The organism is Kitasatospora sp. NPDC094019 (assembly GCF_044764505.1).
GTDB lineage: Bacteria > Actinomycetota > Actinomycetes > Streptomycetales > Streptomycetaceae > Kitasatospora.
The window spans coordinates 101,773-119,344 of record NZ_JBIWIF010000011.1 but is presented as its reverse complement, the minus strand read 5'-3'; the positions used below and the strand labels follow the sequence as shown (position 1 = coordinate 119,344).

At 72.5% G+C, this 17,572-nt stretch carries 10 protein-coding genes; 3 read left to right on the top strand and 7 right to left on the bottom strand.

Annotated elements, in window-relative coordinates; genetic code table 11:
* Positions 1 to 85 precede the first annotated feature (85 nt).
* The 4 genes from ACIQ9P_RS24715 to ACIQ9P_RS24700 all read right to left on the bottom strand — a co-directional run bounded on the left by ACIQ9P_RS24715 (position 86) and on the right by ACIQ9P_RS24700 (position 2,901).
* Positions 86 to 382: a DUF6412 domain-containing protein gene (locus ACIQ9P_RS24715; protein WP_402360019.1), complete on the bottom strand. Its 297-nt coding sequence runs from the start codon at positions 380 to 382 to the stop codon at positions 86 to 88.
* Positions 383 to 459: 77 nt separating this feature from the next.
* Positions 460 to 1,008 carry a hypothetical protein gene (locus ACIQ9P_RS24710; protein ID WP_402360016.1) on the bottom strand — a complete coding sequence of 183 codons (549 nt, stop codon included), beginning with the start codon at positions 1,006 to 1,008 and terminating at the stop codon, positions 460 to 462.
* Complete coding sequence (locus ACIQ9P_RS24705; RefSeq protein WP_402360013.1) at positions 1,005 to 2,474, bottom strand: hypothetical protein; 1,470 nt, start codon at positions 2,472 to 2,474, stop codon at positions 1,005 to 1,007. The genes ACIQ9P_RS24710 and ACIQ9P_RS24705 overlap by 4 nt, the downstream gene beginning before the upstream one ends.
* A 7-nt stretch (positions 2,475 to 2,481) precedes the next feature.
* Positions 2,482 to 2,901, bottom strand: coding sequence for a type VII secretion target (locus tag ACIQ9P_RS24700; RefSeq protein ID WP_402360010.1), 420 nt, complete (start codon positions 2,899 to 2,901; stop codon positions 2,482 to 2,484).
* Positions 2,902 to 3,033: 132 nt separating this feature from the next.
* On the opposite strand from ACIQ9P_RS24700, the gene ACIQ9P_RS24695 reads away from it, so the two are divergent.
* On the top strand, positions 3,034 to 3,318 hold the full coding sequence (locus tag ACIQ9P_RS24695) for a type II toxin-antitoxin system prevent-host-death family antitoxin (protein WP_320436336.1): 285 nt from the start codon (positions 3,034 to 3,036) through the stop codon (positions 3,316 to 3,318).
* Positions 3,311 to 3,733, top strand: coding sequence for a type II toxin-antitoxin system VapC family toxin (locus ACIQ9P_RS24690; RefSeq protein WP_402360007.1), 423 nt, complete (start codon positions 3,311 to 3,313; stop codon positions 3,731 to 3,733). The genes ACIQ9P_RS24695 and ACIQ9P_RS24690 overlap by 8 nt, the downstream gene beginning before the upstream one ends.
* Before the next feature lie 103 nt (positions 3,734 to 3,836).
* On the opposite strand, the gene ACIQ9P_RS24685 is transcribed toward ACIQ9P_RS24690, so the two are convergent.
* The 3 genes from ACIQ9P_RS24685 to ACIQ9P_RS24675 all read right to left on the bottom strand — a co-directional run bounded on the left by ACIQ9P_RS24685 (position 3,837) and on the right by ACIQ9P_RS24675 (position 10,458).
* Entirely contained in the window at positions 3,837 to 4,952 is a 1,116-nt protein-coding gene (locus tag ACIQ9P_RS24685; protein ID WP_402360004.1) for a Gfo/Idh/MocA family oxidoreductase, read from the bottom strand.
* Between the two features lie 465 nt (positions 4,953 to 5,417).
* Positions 5,418 to 6,197: an HAD-IIA family hydrolase gene (locus ACIQ9P_RS24680; RefSeq protein WP_030394186.1), complete on the bottom strand. Its 780-nt coding sequence runs from the start codon at positions 6,195 to 6,197 to the stop codon at positions 5,418 to 5,420.
* Positions 6,198 to 6,435: 238 nt separating this feature from the next.
* Positions 6,436 to 10,458, bottom strand: a complete 4,023-nt coding sequence (locus ACIQ9P_RS24675; RefSeq protein WP_402360000.1) for a ricin-type beta-trefoil lectin domain protein — start codon at positions 10,456 to 10,458, stop codon at positions 6,436 to 6,438.
* Between the two features lie 484 nt (positions 10,459 to 10,942).
* Between ACIQ9P_RS24675 and ACIQ9P_RS24670 the strand changes: the two genes are divergently transcribed.
* Positions 10,943 to 17,539 (top strand): putative adhesin, encoded by a 6,597-nt coding sequence (locus ACIQ9P_RS24670; protein ID WP_402359997.1) that lies wholly within the window; start codon positions 10,943 to 10,945, stop codon positions 17,537 to 17,539.
* Positions 17,540 to 17,572: the final 33 nt, after the last annotated feature.

Below are 17,572 nucleotides of genomic sequence, written 5' to 3'. Positions count from 1 at the left end.
GGAGCGAGCCCTCCGGGGGTCTCGGGGTACGAGTGATCGACGGAGGACGGCCGCGACGGGCCGGTGGTGAAAGGTTCCCCGGTGCTTACGCGGCCGCCGGGACCGCTCCCGGGGCCCTCGGGCGCTGTCGGCCCCGGGCATCCGGATCACGCTGCGGGAGGAACGCCGTCCGGGCCGCGCGCCTGCGCAGCACCCCGGCCCGCACACTCGCCGGCGCCCGCGCCCCCAGTAGCCGCGCGACGACCAGCGCCCCCGCGACCGCCCCGGTCACCAGCACCACGGCAGCCGCGGCCGCCACCTGCGTCAGCGACCCGCCACCCTCGGCGAGCCACTCCCCACTCAGCATCCGGAGCAGCCCGAGCAGCATCGTGATCACGGCCACGTCCCTGCCTCCTCTGCGCTCCGGACCAGTACTTGTCGACGATGATGCCAGACGGCGGGGCCGGGCGGGCATCCCGTTCAGGGGGTGTGGACGGCGCTGACCCACACCTGGCTCGTCCCGTCGGACCGGGAGGCGACGCAGACCTGGGTGCCGATGTTCTTGGCGGGGCCAGGAGTGTAGAAGTCTCCGCAGGTCAGCGGAGGAGTGGTGGACGGATCGGGGGCTCCGATGTGTTGGAAACCGTCGAGGTCGATCTGCGGGACGTAGCTGGTGTCGGTCCACCCGGAAGCGGGGAGAGCGCTCTTGTACTGCTCCAGTTCGCCCTGCGGGATCCGGAACGCGAGAACGACGAAGTCGTCCTGGAACCCGTTCTGGTAACCCCACCGGATGTCCTCCGCGGACACCGGGACCGTCACGTGGGCGAAGCGGGACACCTCGTCCCGGTCGACGGTCATCCAGGCACCGGGCCGCCCGCTGTCCGGCTTCGGATGGCGGAGGTCGTCGTCCACCCAGTAGAGCCCGCCCACCCCGGCGGCCAGGAGCAGGAGGAACGCCGCGAGCACAGCGAGCAGCAGCCTCCGCCGGGATCGGGCGGTCGCCGGTGCCGTGCGCGTCGTGGAACTCACCGGGTCTCCCTTCCGGGGTCGGCGCGCCCGGCCTCGCGGTCGTTGTACCGCTCACCCGTGCCCGCCGGTACGAGCGGGACACCGTCGCCGACCACCCGGTCATAGGGGGCACTCCGGCCGCTCAGGTCGTACTCCTGTGCCAAGCCGGTCCGATGGAGACCCTGCATGTCCGAGTCCGAGACGGTCACGCCGGCGATATTCGTGGTTTTGCCCGCGTCCCAGTTGTACCGGTCCCACACGTTGACCTGGTACTTCATGGACATCGAGGGATTGCCGTCGGGTCCGGGCCGTACCGTGACCACGCCCGACAGCACGCACGCCTCACTGCCCACGGCCGTGAACCAGTTCGCTTGGCTGTCTGCCGGGAACGAGTAGTCGTTGCGCTTGGTGCGCGGAGTCTCCACCGGGACCGCGACCGGAGCACCGCCCGACTTCCGGTACGCGGCCAGTGCCGTCTCCCGCCACTGGGCGTCGTTCGCGGTGAGCAGGCCCGCCACATGATCGCGGAACCTCGGGTCGTCGCGAAGCATCCGGTCAACGTCCACGGTCAACGGCTCCCCGGTCCCGTCGAGGAAATGCTGCAGGTTGCGGGCCGCGTCCGTGCGGCCCGCGACGTGGCCCCCGGCGAGGAGCAGCCCGGCGAACGCACGGAACGCGTGTTCGCCGGGCCCCGGCTCGCGGGAGTAGAACGGACCCGCCCCGCTGTCCGGCGCAGTCCACACATAGGTCGGGTCGAGGACCCCGGCTTCGAGGAGGCGGCCCGGTGCCAGTTCCAGCAGCTGCGCCCGGACGGCGGGGTCCACCGTGGCCCACCAGGCCGGGATGTCCTTGCGGTCCTTCGGCAGGCCGACCGCGCCCATCACGTCCGCCTTGGCGTTGTCCACCGCCCCCGGGCGGGTGGCCGGGTCGACGTCGGCGGGGTCGAGGGCGCGGAGGGCGGCCGCGGTCGTGGTGTCGGCCTCGGTGGCGGCGGTGACGGCCTTCCGCATCGCCTCGACGTGCTGCTGCACTTCGTCCCACCTGCGCCGTTGGTAGGCGATCGCGTCCGGGTCGTTGCGGTCCTCGGGCGGGAGCGGGGGCAGGGTGACGGCGCCGTCGGCGGTGACGGTGGCGCCGAGGGCCTCGGCGTCGCCGACGGCGCGGAGCAGGTCCTGCTGGGCCCGGGCGAACGCGGTTCCGGCCCGGCGCAGGGCGGCGGTGACGGCGAGGGCCTCGTAGTGGAAGGCGGTCAGCTCGTCGGCGAGCAGGCCGATCTCCCGGGTGGCCTCGTCGGCGGCGACGCCGGTCCAGGCGCGGGCGCCGCCGGGGGAGAGGGGGCCGGGGCCGGCGCCGGTGAGCGGTCGCAGGACGCCGGACCGCACCTGGCCGGCGAGGTGTTCGGCCTGTCCGGCGATGCCGTTCCAGGTGTCCCCGGCCTTGGACAGGGGGTCGAAGGCAGCGTCCCGCAGCTGCGCGAAGGTCACCACGGCCGGCTCACGGGGCCTTGAACGCGGTGGCGGCGGAGGCGTCCGTGGACCGGTAGGCGGCGCCGGTGGCCTCCAGTCGGTCGGCGGTCAGGCCGAGCCGGGTGTCGAGGCTGTTCCAGCGGGCCGTCCACCAGGTGAGGACCTGGTCTAGGGCGGCGCCGGAGCCGAAGCCGCGCGCGGTGAGGGCCTGGGCGGCGGCGCCGGTGTCCGGGGCGGCGTGGCCCACGGCCTGCCGGAGTTCGCCCTGGAGGCGGCGGGAGACCTCGGCGGCCCGGCGGAGGGCGGCGGGTTCGACGTGGACGGGGGCCCCGGCGGAGGGACCGGCGGCCCAGGGGCCCGGCCCGGCGGCGGGCCGGGGGAGGCCGGGCGGCGGGCCGTCCTGGCCGTGGAGCCAAGGATTCCGCTGGGCCTCGGTGGAGTCGGCCATGATCGTTGCCCCCCGGCGTGATTGGTCGTCTCCGTACGGTAACCGAGGGCGGGGCGGAGGGTGGCGGATTTCCGGCGGACCGGTGCGCGAGAGCCGTAGCCGCGGGTGCTACACGGGGCTACCTTGGAGAGCATGAAGACGATTACCCAGCGGGAGTTCCGGAACAACTCCGCCGCGGTGATGGACGCGGTGGAGGCGGGCGAGGTCTTCCACATCACCAGGAACGGGGTCGAGGTCGCCGAGCTGCGGCCGGTGGCGGGGCGCCGACGGCTCACGGCCGAGGAACTGGTGGCGCGGCACGTGAAGCTGCCGCGGGTGGACTACCAGCAGATGCGCAAGGAGTCCGAGGAGTACTTCGGGCCGGAGGAACTGGTCGGGGACGAGGACGGCGATCCGTTCGAGCGGCCGCGTGGCTGAGCGGCGGCGGGCGTCCCGGCGGCGTCCGGCCGGGGTGCTGGACACGTGCGTCTACATCGACCTGGCGCTGTTGAGCCCGGCTGACCTGCCGGCGGTGCCCGAGCTGACCGCGATCACCTTCGCGGAGCTGCAGCAGGGGGTGTCGATGGCGCGCGACCCGGTCAGCCGGGCGGCGCGGATGGAGGTGCTGGGCGCGGCGGTGGCGGACTTCGATCCGCTGCCCTTCGACGGGGCGGCCGCCGCCCGCTACGGGACCCTGGTGACGCTGACGATCGCGGCCGGCCGGCAGCCGCGTCCGCGCCGGATCGATCTGATGATCGCGGCGATCGCCTCCGCGCACGGGCTGCCGCTCTACACGCGCAACATCTCGGACTTCAAGGGGCTGGGTTCGGCGGTCGAGGTGATCGGGATCTGACGCGCCCCGCTGTCCCGCTGTCCCGCTGTCCCGCGCCCCGCTGCGCCGCCCGCGCTCACAGCGGCGCGGGCGGGGCGGGCGGCGCGGCGGGGCGCGGACGCTGTCAGCCGGAAAGGCCGTCGAGCCGGACGGTGGTGCCGGTGGCGGCCGAGGCGCGGGCGGCCTCCAGGACGGTCAGGGTGGCGACGGCGTCGCGCGGGTCGACCGGGGGCGGGGTGCCGGGGGTGGCCAGGGCGGCGGCGACGCCCGCGTAGAAGGCGGGGTAGTCGCCGGGGTCGGTGGGCAGCGCGGTGGTGTCCCCGTCGGTGCCGAGGGTGCCGTACTGGGTGGGGTCGTCGGCGCCCCAGGGCAGGGTGCCGTCGGGGCGCAGGCCGGTCCGGAGGGCCGCCTCCTGGGGGTCCATGCCGGGCTTGACGTATCCGGCGGCGTCGCCGAGGACCCGCAGCCGGGGGCCGACGAGCGGGGCGATCGCGCTGGTCCACAGGTGGGAACGGGTGCCGTTGGCGTGGGTGAGGGCCAGGAAGGCGTCGTCGTCGACCACCGCGCCGTCGCGCCGCACGTCGATCTCCGCGTACACCGTGTCGACCGGCCCGAACAGGGTGAGCGCCTGGTCGACGAGGTGGCTGCCGAGGTCGTACAGGGTGCCGCCGACCTCGGCCGGGTCGGCGAGCTCGCGCCAGCCGGGCTTGGGCTTGGGCCGGAACCGCTCGAAGCGGGACTCGAAGCGGTGCACCCGGCCGAGCGCGCCCTCGCGGACCAGGCGGGCGGCGGTGAGGAAGTCCCCGTCCCAGCGGCGGTTCTGGAAGACGGTGAGCAGGGTGCCGTTCGATCCGGCGAGCGCGCAGAGCCCGCGCGCCTCGGCGGCGGTGCCGGCGAGCGGCTTGTCGACCACGGTGGCCAGTCCGGCCCGCAGGGCGGCGCGGGCGAGCGGGGCGTGGGTGCGGTTGGGGGAGGCGATGACGACCAGGTCGAGCGCGTCGGGGTCGGCGAGCAGCTGCTCGGGGGTGTCGACGGCGCGGGCGTCGGGGTGTTCCCGCCGCAGCTGGGCCCGGCGGTCGGGGTTGGCGGTGACCACCGCGGCCAGCCGGAGTCCGGGGGTGGTGGCGATCAGGGGCGCGTGGAAGGCGGAGCCGGCCAGGCCGTAGCCGATCAGACCGACGCGGAAGGGCGGGCGGGAGCCGGGAGCTCCGGGGGCGGCGGGGCGCGCGGAGGTGGTCATGTGCCCTACTCAACCACGGTGGGCCCGGTGGGCCCCGGTTCCGGCGTCGCACCCGGGGCGTTCGGTCCCTGCCCTGCCCTGCCCTGCCCTGCCCTGCCCTGCCCTGCTGTGCCCTGCCCTGCCCTGCTGTGCCGTGCCCGGCCCTGCCGTGCGGTCCTGCCGTCCGGCGCGGGGGCCGACGGACGAGGCGGGGTGTTGCCGCCGCCGCGGTGGGGGGCGCGGCGGCGGCAGATCCGGGGGTGGTGACCGCCGGGGCCGGTGTGGGGTGACCCGGCGTGGCGCTCACGTTAACCGGGCCGGGCCGCGCCGCTGAGGGGTCATCGGTGCGGTTAGGGGCGGCTTAAGGAGTCCTTGAGGGGCGGGCCGGACCGACCCCGGACGGCGGACGCCACGGCGAAGGCCCTCCCGCGCCGCACGCGGGAGGGCCTTCGGGGCGCCGTGGGGACCCGGGGTGGTGACCGCCGCTCAGATCAGGTCGACCAGGTCCGCGATCGAGTCGACCACCTGGGTCGGGCGGTACGGGAACCGCTCCACCTCGCTGGCCAGGGTCAGGCCGGTGAGGACCAGGAAGGTCGACATGCCGGCCTCCATGCCGGAGACGATGTCGGTGTCCATCCGGTCGCCGATCATCGCGCTCCGCTCGGAGTGGGCGCCGATGGCGTTCAGGCCGGCGCGCATCATGAGCGGGTTGGGCTTGCCGACGAAGTAGGGCTCCACGCCGGTGGCCTTGGTGATGAGGGCGGCGACCGAGCCGGTGGCGGGGAGCGCGCCCTCGGCCGAGGGGCCGGTCTCGTCCGGGTTGGTGGCGATGAACCGGGCGCCGTCGTTGATCAGGCGGACGGCCTTGGTCATGGCCTCGAACGAGTAGGTCCGGGTCTCGCCGAGGACGACGAAATCGGGGTCGGTGTCGGTGAGCACGTAGCCGACGTCGTGCAGCGCGGTGGTCAGACCGGCCTCGCCGATCACGTACGCGGTGCCGTTCGGGCGCTGGTCGGAGAGGAACTTGGCGGTGGCCAGCGCGGAGGTCCAGATGTGCTCGGCGGGGACGTCGAGGCCCATCCGGGACAGCCGGGCGTGCAGGTCGCGCTGGGTGTAGATGGAGTTGTTGGTGAGCACCAGGAACGGCTTGCCGGACTCACGCAGCCGCTTGATGAAGGCATCGGCCCCGGGGATCGGGACGCCCTCGTGGATGAGGACCCCGTCCATGTCGGTCAGCCAGGTGTCGATGGGCTTGCGGTCTGCCACGGTGGTGTCTCCTAGGTCTTGCGATGGTTCGAAAATCGCACCGGACCGGACACCAGCGGCCGGCCGGGCGCCAATGGCTGCCCCAACGACGATCAGCCTAGTCGTCCACCCCCGTCGCTCACAGGCCCGATCGCCGAGCGGACCGGCCCCCGGTCCGGCCTCCGCCGAGGCGGAGGGTCCGGGCCGGGGGCCGGTCGATGACCTCGTGGGGTCGTCGTCAGTGCTGGTCAGACCGTGGTCAGGCGGTGGTCCACCGCTGGTTCGCGTGGGTGTTGCAGGTCCACATCCAGAGTGCGGTCATGTTGGTGGAGCCGGCCGCGGGGTCGTCGACGCAGCGGTCGACGGCGGCGTTGTACAGGGTGCCGTCACCCCGGAGCTCCCACTTCTGGGTGTCGGCGCCGGTGCAGCTGCGTACCGTCACCGGGCTGCCGTCCACGTTGCCGTCGGCCGTCACGCACTTCTCGTAGACCCGGACGGTCCTGTCGGTGCGCAGGTCGTACCGCTGGTTGAGACCGTTCCAGCAGTCGTACAGCTGGATCTGCGAGCCCTCGTCCGGGCCGTTGGCGTCCATGCACTTGGCGTTGTTGGCCCCGGAGTGGAGGTTGACCGGCCGGTTGGCGGTGCTGGTCCACTTCTGGTTGCCGAAGCCGTGGCAGTCCCACAGCCACAGCTGGAGGCCGTCGGTGCCGCCGGCCCCCGGGTCGTCGAGGCAGCGCTCGGATCCGGGGTTGTACAGCGTGCCGTCCGGGCGCAGCGTCCACCGCTGGCCGGGAGCGTCCGGGACGCAGGTGCGCAGGTTGACCGCGCTGCCGTTGTCGACGCCGTCGGCCGTCACGCACATGTCGAGGGTGCGCAGGGTGCCGTCGGTGCGGAAGGTGAAGTGCTGGTTGTCGCCGTTCCAGCAGTTGTAGAGCTGGAGCCGGCTGCCGTCGGTGCCGCCGTTGGCGTCCATGCACTTGTTCCCGTTGGCGCCGGAGTGGAGGCTGATGGTGCCTCCGGGGTAGCCGAGCGCGGCGGCGGAGAGGAAGGCGGTCACGGGGGCGTCGGCCTTGCCGGTGCCGGTGACGCCGCTCCAGACGCTGAGGACCCCGCCGGTGTCGCGGGCCCACAGGTCCGGGATGCCGTCGCCACTGACGTCACCCGAGGAGGTCAGCTTCGGGAAGTCCGCCGCGGAGGCGTGACCGATCAGTGTGCGGGTGCTGTCGTCGACGAGGGCGGTGATGTCGGGCTTGCCGTCGGCCAGCTTGCGGCTCGCGTACTGGTAGACGTTCCCGGTGCTGTTCTCCCGCACCCAGAGGTCGATCAGACCGTCGCCGGTGGCGTCGCCGGGGGCGATCAGGGTGCGGTTCGACCAGTCGGCCCGGCTCAGCGGGGTGCCGGAGGAGTAGGTGCCGGTCCCGGTGTAGCCGCGGAAGAGCCAGAGGCCGACCTTGCCGGTGCCGTCGTCCTCCTGGGTCAGGATGTCGTAGCGGCGCTTGTCGGCGGCGGGGTCGGGGATGCCCACGGTGTCGATGTCCCCGATCGCCAGGACACCCTTGACGCCGTGCCAGTCGGTCTTGTTGTAGCCGGCGCAGCTGGCACCGGGGACGCCGGTCGTGGTGCAGGCCACCGGCCGCCGCGAGAGGGCCGAGTTCTTGCTGGTGAAGTAGAGGTTGCCCGCGGCTGCCAGACCGCCCTCCCAGACCGAGTTCCGGTACGCCCACAGGTTCGAGTCGGCGTAGACGACGAGGTCGTCGATCCGGATGCCGTTGCCGCCGCGGTGGGTGACCAGGACGTTGTCCCAGCCCACCCCGTCGGGGCTGTTGGCCTTGTTGGAGGCCATGGGCCCGCCGAAGCTCGGCTCGACGCCGGCCGGGTACAGCATCAGGTTGCCGTTGGTGTCCGGGAGGACGAGGTCGACGACGGCGTCGCCGGTGATGTCACCGAGGACGGTCTTCGCGTTCGGGTCGGAGGGCGCGTAGAAGGCGTAGGAGTTCTCCTGGGAGCGGTTGCCCGCGCGGTCCACCGCCTGCACCCGGAGGATGTTGGTGCCCCACATGGTGGGCGTCAGGTTGATGACCGCGGAGCCGTCGCCACCGGCGTCGACCCGGTTGGCGCCGCCCACCGGGATGGCCGAGTTGAACGCGTACTCGTAGTACATGGTGCCGCTGGCGTTGTCGTTCGCGCGCACGGTGAACGCGCCGGACTCGCCGATGTGCTTGGCCGAGCCGGGCAGGGTGCCGGACGGCGGGTAGTCGGCGGAGGTGACGGTCGGCACCTCCGGCGGGGTGAGGTCCAGACTGAACATGCAGCCGTTGGTCCAGCCCGACGGGATCGCGCCGTCACCGGTCCTCACGCGCCAGTAGTAGGTGTGGCCGTCCTGCAGGTTGCCGGGGCTCGCGTATGCCTCGTGGTTGCTGTTGCCGAGGTTGCCCCAGCCGCTGTCCCAGGCCAGCGGTTCGTCGGCGGTGGCGACGTCGCGCACCTCGAACTGGGCGTCGATCTGGTTGCCGTCCGGGTCGCCGACCCAGGCCGCCAGCCGGATCCCGGTCGCGGCGTTGGTCGCGCCGATCCAGCCGCAGCCGTTCCCGTTGGGGTTCTGCGGGGCCGGGCTCATCCACTGGCTCCACGGGTTGTACGGGGGCCGGTTGTACTCGATGTAGATGTACGGCAGCTTGCTCGGGGTGCGGGTGAACCGCTTGAAGCCGATGTTGCCGGCCTGCTTGGACTCGTCCGCGGCGAACAGCGCGAACGTCAGCGAGCCGCGCCAGTTGTTGTCGGTCAGGTGCTGGCGGACGTCCCACTCGCCGGTGGTGGTGGCACCCTGGCAGCCCTTGCCCCCGGCACTGTTGAGGTCGTCGGTGCCGAGCGCGCCCCAGTCCCAGGGCTTGGTGTTCCAGTTGGTCCTGTCGTTGATGGAATCGGTGGCGTGCAGGGTGACGTTGAAGACGGAGGCGCAGTTGTTGGCCGCGCCGTACGACTGGGTGGCCACCAGCGTCGCCTTCTGGATGACCTTGTCACCGAGGTCGCCGGAGTCGATCTGGAAGTAGTAGCGCTCCAGACCCCGGTCCTCCTCCCACTGCTGGTAGCCCACGCCGGGGTCGTAGCGGAAGTTGTAGTCGTTGTAGTGCGTCCGGCCCGGGTACGCCTCCTGGACCCAGGTCCACGCCTGGGTGCCCCGGTTGGTCGGCGTCCAGGTGGGGTCGATGTAGACCGGGTAGGCGGTGGTCGGCGCGTCGAGGAAGCCGGTGTCGGGGGTGACGGTCAGCGAGCCGCCGGCGGGGGTGGCGGCGAGCGTCGAGATCCTGGCGCCGAGGCCGGGGCCGCCGGCGTCGGAGAGCGCCTTGGGGGCGTCCGGGTCGGCGGGCGCGGGGACGGGGGCGGCCGCCGGCGCCGCGAGGGCCGAACGGGCGCCGGACTTCGCCGCCGGGGGAGCCGTCGGCGCGGCGGGAGCCGTCGGCGCCGAGGAACTGGAGTCCCACATGGTCGGGGCGGGCGCGTGGAAGACCACGCGGCCGGCGGGGTCGGTGGCGTTGAGGCTGCCGTCGGTGTCGGCGCTCACCGAGACGCCCTCGGTCCTCATCCCGAGGGTGAGGGCCTTGACCTTGGGGTCCTTGGCCGCCGCCGGGGTCTTGACCACCAGGACCTGGGAGAAGCCGCCCGCCTGGTTCGCGGTGACCTTCAGGTCGACCCCGGGGGCGACCTCGGGGTAGGTCGCGCTCTGCCCGTCCAGGACGGGCGCCGGGAGCTTCTCGGGCCAGCTGAGGGCGAGCTTCCTGCCGTCCTGGTCGAGGGTGGCGAGCGGTCCGGTTCCACCGCCGGAGAGGGTCAGATGATTGCTGGTCACCTTGGGCCGGACAGTGCCGTCGGAGGCCCTGGAGAGGGTCGGGTCGAGGTCCTTCCAGACCCCGTCCTGCTTGGCGCGGGCCGGGGCGACGGTGCGTCGCAGGCCGAGCGTGCCGTTCGGGTTGGCGACCACCGTGTCGGTCTCGGTGGTCAGCGAGGGCACCTCGACCGGCTTGCCGGTGCGCTTGGCCTCGGCCGCCGCGGCCGCCTCGGCGGTCCGGTGCGCGGCGTCGGCGGCCGCCGCCTCGGCGGCCCGGGCGGCCGCGGCCGGGTCGGCCCCGGCGGGTACGGCGGCCGGCGGGGCGGCCGGGGAGGGAGCGTCCGCCGCGAACGCGGGCGCGGTGGCACCGAGCGCGCCGACGGTCAGCGCGAGGCCGATCGAGGCGGCCAGCACCGATCTGTGTCGACGAATTCGGCGCGGGGATATGGACCCCATGGAAGAAAACCTCTCATCGGATGGTGGATTGCCGTGCGGATATCGGCGAACGGGAACCTAACACCCGTGACCGACGTCGATCCTGACGGGAGGTCGCACGGGGCGTGTCGGACATCACATTCGACCTCCTCCGGTGACAAAAGGTCAGGTCATGGGGCTGGGATGCATGCGATCGGTAGCGCTCGGATCGGCACAGGAAAGGCCAAAGGCGGGTAAAGCGCCCACCTTTTCTGACTCTCCGTAATGTCGCTGTCGATGCTTCGGGCGGCGTCAGTTCGCTGACTGTCGGAGTTGTTCCGGTTACCGATGGATCACGTAATCCGGCGAACGTTAGGATCCGCCCGAAAATCTCTGTCCCGCAGACCTCCCGACAGGAGGTCTGCTTCGGCATGCCAGGAGGCAAGTCGTGTTGGCATCATCAGGGGGTTTCCGCGCCGGCGGGCGGCCACGGGGAAGGCGACGGCTGAGCACCGTCGCGGTCCTCGTGCTGTCGTTGCTGGCCGGAGCCGCGCCCGCGCAGGCGGCGGAGTGGAAGCCGCGCAATCCCAAGGTCTGGTCGCCCCGCAGCCTGGAGAAGGCGGCGGCGGTCGGCGGCCACAACGTCGCGCCCGTCAAGGCGGTACCGCCCAAGGGGGACGGCGCACCGGCCTGGAAGTCCAAGGCGGTCAGTTGGCCGACCGCGGTGGACACCGAGGTCGACCTCGCACCGATGGCGGCGGCTCCGAGGAGTCTCAAGGGGTCCGCCTTCGCCGCCGTCGCCCAGGACACTCCGGCCGAGGGCCGGGCGGGCGGCGCGCCGGTCTGGGTGAGCTCGCCCACCGCGGTGGCCGCCGCGGCCCCCTCCGGGGCCGGAGCACCCGAAGCACCCGAATCCCTCCGGGCCGAGCGGTCCGCACCGGTCGGGAACAAGGTCCGGGTGACGGTCGCGGACCGTCCGGCCGCCGAGAAGGCGGGCGTCAACGGCCTGCTGCTGTCGGTCCGTCCGGCCGTCTCCGGCGGCGGGGCGGGCGCTCCGGTCAAGGTCGACGTGGACGTGTCCTCGGTCGAGGGAGCGTTCGGCGGTGACTGGCTCTCCCGGGCGCGTCTGGTCGCGCTGCCCGAGTGCGCGCTGACCACCCCCGAGCGGCCCGAGTGCCGCACTCAGACGCCGGTGGAGACGCGGCGCACGCCGTCCCGTCCCGGTCTGCTGAGCACCGACGTCGAGCTGCGGTCGGGAGCGGCGCAGGGCGCGCCCGCGGCCGCCGACCCCGGCGCCCGCTCGCTGGCGGCCGCGCCGTCGGGCGCCATGGTGCTGGCGGCGTCGGCGGCCCCCGGCGGTGCCGCGGGCACCTTCGCGGCCACCGGCCTGGCGCCGTCCGGCACCTGGACCGTCGGTGGCAGCACCGGTGGCTTCAACTGGTCGTACCCGATCGCCGTCCCGGACGGCCTCGGCGGCTCCAAGCCGAACGTCAGCCTGTCGTACAGCTCGCAGGCGGTGGACGGCCGGACGGCCGCGACCAACAACCAGTCCTCCTGGATCGGTGAGGGCTGGGACTACACCCCCGGCTTCGTCGAGCGCCGCTTCAAGCCGTGCGCCAAGGACGGCCAGGCCGGCTCCGGCGAACAGTGCCTCTCCGGCTGGAACGCGACGATCTCGCTGAACGGCCGCTCCTCGACGCTGGTCCGCGACGACGGCACCGGCGCCTGGCGGCTGGAGGGCGACGACGCCTCGCGCGTCGAGTTGCTGACCGGCGCCGTCAACGGCGACAACAACGGCGAGCACTGGCGGGTCACCACGACCGACGGTACCCAGTACTGGTTCGGCGCCGGCCGCAAGCCCGGCGCGGGCGCGGGCGCCCCGGCCACCAACTCGGCCTGGACCACCCCGGTGTACGGCAACAACGCCGGCGAGGAGTGCAACAAGCCGACCTTCGACGCCTCCTGGTGCGACCAGGCATGGCGCTGGAACCTCGACTTCGTCGTCGACCCGCGCGGTGGTGTGATCTCCCACTGGTACGAGAAGGAGACCAACCAGTACATGCGGGGCGCCTCCGCCCAGAACCCGGCCGGTTCCCGCACCCCGTACGTGCGCGGTGGCTACCTGACCCGGATCGCCTACGGGTCCAGGCTCACCGACGCGGACAGCGTCAAGCCGACCGGCCAGGTGCTGTTCGACACCGTCGAGCGCTGCCTGCCCAGCGACTCCTTCGACTGCGCGCCCGGCAAGCTGAACGCCGCCAACGCGGCCAAGTGGCCCGACGTGCCGTTCGACCAGAACTGCGGCGCGAGCGGCACCTGCACCAACTACTCCGCCACCTTCTGGTCCACCAAGCGCCTGGCGAAGATCACCACCCAGGTCCTCAACGGCGGCGGCTACGCCGACGTCGACTCCTACGCGCTCGACCAGGAGTACCCGGACCCGGGCGACCGCACCGCCCCGGCGCTGTGGCTGAAGTCGTTCACCCACACCGGGTACGACGGCGCGAACCGGATCCAACAGCCCGCCATCACCTTCACCGGGCAGTTCTACAACAACCGCGTCGACTCCAGCACCGACGGCCGCCCCGCGCTCAACCGGCGCCGCATCATCGGTGTCACCGCCGAGACCGGCAAGGTGACCGAGGCCGTCTACGCCGGGACCGACTGCGCCCCCGGCGCGCTCCCGGGCAGCCAGGACGGCAACGGCAAGCGCTGCTACCCGGTCTACTGGAACGCCGACGAGAAGAGCCCGCTCGACCCCACCCTCGACTGGTTCCACAAGTACGTCGTCGCCCAGGTCAACGAGCGCGACCCGTTCGGCGGCTCGCCCGCCCGCACCACCACCTACCAGTACCTCGGTGACGCGGCCTGGCACCGCGACGACGACGAGTACACCGACCCCAAGCGCCGGACCTGGAACCAGTTCCGGGGCTACGAGCAGGTCGTCACCCGCAGCGGCGCGGCCCCCGACCCGATCGGCAAGGCCGTCGCGTTCTACCTGCGCGGCATGGACGGCGACTACAAGGCCGACGGCAGCAGGCGCGCCGCCACCTACACCGACATCAACGGCGCCACCGTCAAGGACGCCAACCCGCTGGCCGGCTCGCTGCGCGAGCGCCACACCTACACCGCCGACGGCGGCACGGTCGTGGCGATCACCAAGTCCGACATGTGGCTGTCGGCGCCCGCCGCCACCCACAACCGCGGCACCGGACTGCCCCCGCTGACCGCGCAGATGCTGCGCAACGGCACGGGCAAGGACAGCGCGCTGCGTTCGGACGGAACCTGGCAGTCGACCTCGAAGACCGCGGTCTTCGACGAGTACGGCATGCCCAAGCGGGTCGTCGACCGCGCGGACGGCCTGCCCGACCTGTGCGTGGTCACCAAGTACGCCCGCAACACGGCGGCGTGGATGGTCGACCGGGTCGCCGAGACGATCCAGGGCCAGGGCGACTGCGCCACCGACCCGACCGAGGCCAACACGCTCGGCCGCAACCGCGCCTACTTCGACGGCCAGGCGTTCAACACCCTCAACGGCCCCGGGCAGGTGACCCGCACCGAGGAGCTGGACGGATTCTCCGGCGGCCAGCCGGTGTTCTCCCTGGTCTCCACCGTCGGCTACGACACCTACGGCCGGGTCACCACCAGTACCGACGCCGCCGGCGCGACCACCGGCACGGAGTACCAGCCGGCCGCCGAGGTGCTGCCGACCAGCGTCAAGGTGACCAACGCCAAGGGCTGGAGCAGTACCACCACCTACCATCCGACCCGTGAGGTCCCGGTCAGCTCGACCGACCACAACGGCCGCACCTCGCAGCAGACCGTCGACGCCCTCGGCCGCACCACGGCCGCCTGGCAGCCCGGCCGCACCCCCGGCAAGGACCTCGCCGACACCGTCGTCGAGTACCGGCTGACCAACACCGGCACCAGCTCCGTCACCACCAAGCAGCTGCGGGAGAGCGGCAAGAGCTACACCGTCGGCGTCACCATCCTGAACGCCTTCGGCGAGCCGGTCCAGAACCAGTCCTCGCCGGCGAACGCCGCGGCGCAGTCGCGGGTCATCAGCGACACCTTCTACGACAGCCACGGCCAGGTGGTGAAGACCAACCAGCCGTACATCAACCGCACCGGCGATCCCGGCACCACCCGCTTCGTCGCCAACGACAACGAGGTCCCCGGCCAGAACGCCGCGTTCTACGACGGCCTCGGCCGTCCGGTCGTCCGGACCTTCTCGTCCAAGGCGATCGAGCAGTGGCGCTCCACCGTCTCCTACCCCGGCGTGGACCGCACCGACGCCACCCCGCCCCAGGGCGGCACCCCCACGACCACCTTCGTGGACGCCCGCGGCCGTACGACCGAGCTGCGCCAGTACCAGGGCGGCACGGCCCAGGGCGGCTACGACGCCACCCGCTACACGTACGACGTCGAGGGCAAGCTGAGCCAGGTCACCGACCAGGTCGGCAACGCCTGGAAGTACGGCTACGACATCCACGGCCGGCAGACCCGCGCGGAGGACCCGGACAAGGGCACCACCACCACGGTCTACGACGTCGCCGACCGCCCGGTCTCCACGACCGACGCCCGCGGCACCACCGTCGCCGTCAGCTACGACATCCTCGGCCGGCCGCTGTCGCGCAACCTCGGCAGCACCACCGGTACCCCGCTGGCCACCTACGAGTACGACACCCTGCTGCCCGGCCTGCCCACCGCCGCGACCAGCTGGTCCGACGGCAAGGGCTACCGCCAGGAGGTCACCGAGTACGACACCGGTTACCGTCCGCTCGGCGCCAAGCTCACCGTCCCGGACGGCGAGGGCGCCCTCTCCGGCTCCTACACCACCAACACCTACTACGACGCCATCTCCGGCCTGCCCTTCCAGACCGACCTGCCCGAGGCCGGCGGCCTCCCGGCCGAGATGGTCATGATCGGCCGGAACCCGAACGGCCTGGCCGTCTCGATGGGCGGCCTGGACGACTACGTCAACTTCACCAGCTACGACGAGCTGGGCCAGCTGGAGCGGATCACCTACGGCGACGTGCCGAAGCAGGTCGCGCTCACCCACACCTACCAGCCCGGCACCGGCCGGCTGCTGCGCTCGTTCCTCGACAAGGAGGACGGCCGGACGTCGGTGGACATCACCGACTACACCTACAGCCCGGCCGGTGACGTCACCTCCGTCTCCAGCTGGCGCAACGACGGCGCCACCGACACCCAGTGCTTCACGTACGACCACCTGAAGCGCCTCACCCAGGCATGGACCGACACCGGCGGCACCAGCACCCGCCCCGGTCCGTCCGTGCCCGGCATCGGCGGCTGCGCCAACAGCACTCCCGATCCCGCCGCCATCGGGGGACCGAACCCCTACTGGCAGTCCTTCGGCTACGACGCCACCGGCAACCGCACCGGCACGGTCGACCACGACCCCACCGGCAACACCGCCAACGACGTCACCACCAGCCACACCTACCCCGCCCCCGGCCAGCCCCGGCCGCACGCCCCGACCACCACCCGGACCACCACCGGCGCCGGCCCGACCGTCACCACCGGCTACACCTACGACCAGACCGGCAACACCCTCACCCGCCCCGACGAGGGCGGCAACACCCAGACCATGACCTGGGACCCGGACGGCCACCTGGCCACCGCGGCCACCAGCGGCGGCACCTCCGCCTACGTCTACGACGCCGACGGCAACCGCCTGCTGCGCCGTGACCCCGGCGGCACCACGCTCTACCTCGGCGGCACCGAGCTGACCCTCAACGCCGCGACCGGAGAGGTCACCGGGACCCGGTACTACCCGACCGCCGGCGGCCCGACCATCGCCCGCACCTCGGACGGACGGCTCAGCTACATCGCCTCCGACCTCAACGGCACGGGCACCACGTCGATCGACACCTCCACACTCGGCGTCGTCCGGCGGGCGTTCAAGCCCTTCGGCGAGGAGCGCGGCGCACAGCCCGCGCCCGGCGAGTGGCTCGGCGAGAAGGGCTTCGTCGGCGGCACCCAGGACAAGGCCACCGGTCTGACCCACCTGGGCGCCCGCGAGTACGACCCCAAGCTCGGCCGCTTCCTGTCGGTCGACCCGGTCATCGACGCCAGCGACCCGCAGCAGCTCCAGGGCTACCTGTACGCGAACAACAGCCCGCTGACGTTCTCGGACCCGAGCGGCCTGTGGTGGGGCTCCAGCATCGTCAAGAAGGCGACGCAGGCGGTCAGCAAGGCCGTCGACGTGGTCAAGGAGAACTACAGCACCATTTCCAACATCGGCCACACCGTCCTGGACGTGGCCGGCATGATCCCGGTGATCGGCGACGCCTGCGACATCGTCAACGGCGTCTGGTACGCGGCCGAGGGCGACTGGAAGAACGCGGCCATGTCCCTGGTCGCCGTCGTCCCCGTCATCGGCAGCGCGGCCACCGCGGCCCGCATCGCCTCCAAGGCCGCCAACGTCGTCGACGCCGCCACCGACGTGGCCAAGGCCGTCGAACGCGGCAGCGAGGCGGCGAAGGGCGTGCGGGGCGCCTCCAAGTCCGTCCCCTCCGCCCCCCGCGCCACCGCCGGCGGCAAGGCCGGCCCCACCCCGGGCGCCGGCAAGGCCGGCGGCGGCAAGGCGTCGGGTGGCGGGCAGACTCTGAGCGGAGGCGGTGGAACTCTCGGCAAGTCCTCCAAGTCGAAGGGCACCAGCAGCAACGGTGGCGGCCGTACCGCGCCGGCTGCCACGCCTGCAAAGGGGACGTCCGGTGGCGCGACGCGTACGTACGCGCCGGGCCGCGGGGACGGTGAGTTGGTCTTCCACGGCCACGGGACGTGGGTGCCCGAGTTCGGTACGGTCGTTGTTCCGAAGGGTACAGAGCTCGCCTTCTACGGTGAACACGGCTTCACGATCAGCCGGCAGGAGGGAATGCGGATTACCGGGCCGGGTGGCCCTCGAATGGATCCGGTCTACGTGGCCAAGGCCGGTGAAGAGATCCCCAACTACAGGCTTAATGCTCTTGGTCCGGGGTTCACGTTCCGCGACTCTTCCAGGGTGGTGGACGAGCCTACGATGCTGAGCGACCTGCTGAAGCCGGACATGGGAACGTGTCACTGGGCAGCCTGTCGCGGCAGGAAGAATCCTCGCTGATCGAATCCTCGCCGGCCCGATCACCGGGCCGGC

Excerpts from the sequence above, each read along its gene's own strand:
- ACIQ9P_RS24700 (WP_402360010.1), bottom strand. The coding sequence starts at position 2,901 with ATGGCCGACTCCACCGAGGCCCAGCGGAATCCTTGGCTCCACGGCCAG.
- ACIQ9P_RS24695 (WP_320436336.1), top strand. The coding sequence starts at position 3,034 with ATGAAGACGATTACCCAGCGGGAGTTCCGGAACAACTCCGCCGCGGTG.
- ACIQ9P_RS24685 (WP_402360004.1), bottom strand. The coding sequence starts at position 4,952 with ATGACCACCTCCGCGCGCCCCGCCGCCCCCGGAGCTCCCGGCTCCCGC.
- ACIQ9P_RS24675 (WP_402360000.1), bottom strand. The coding sequence starts at position 10,458 with ATGGGGTCCATATCCCCGCGCCGAATTCGTCGACACAGATCGGTGCTG.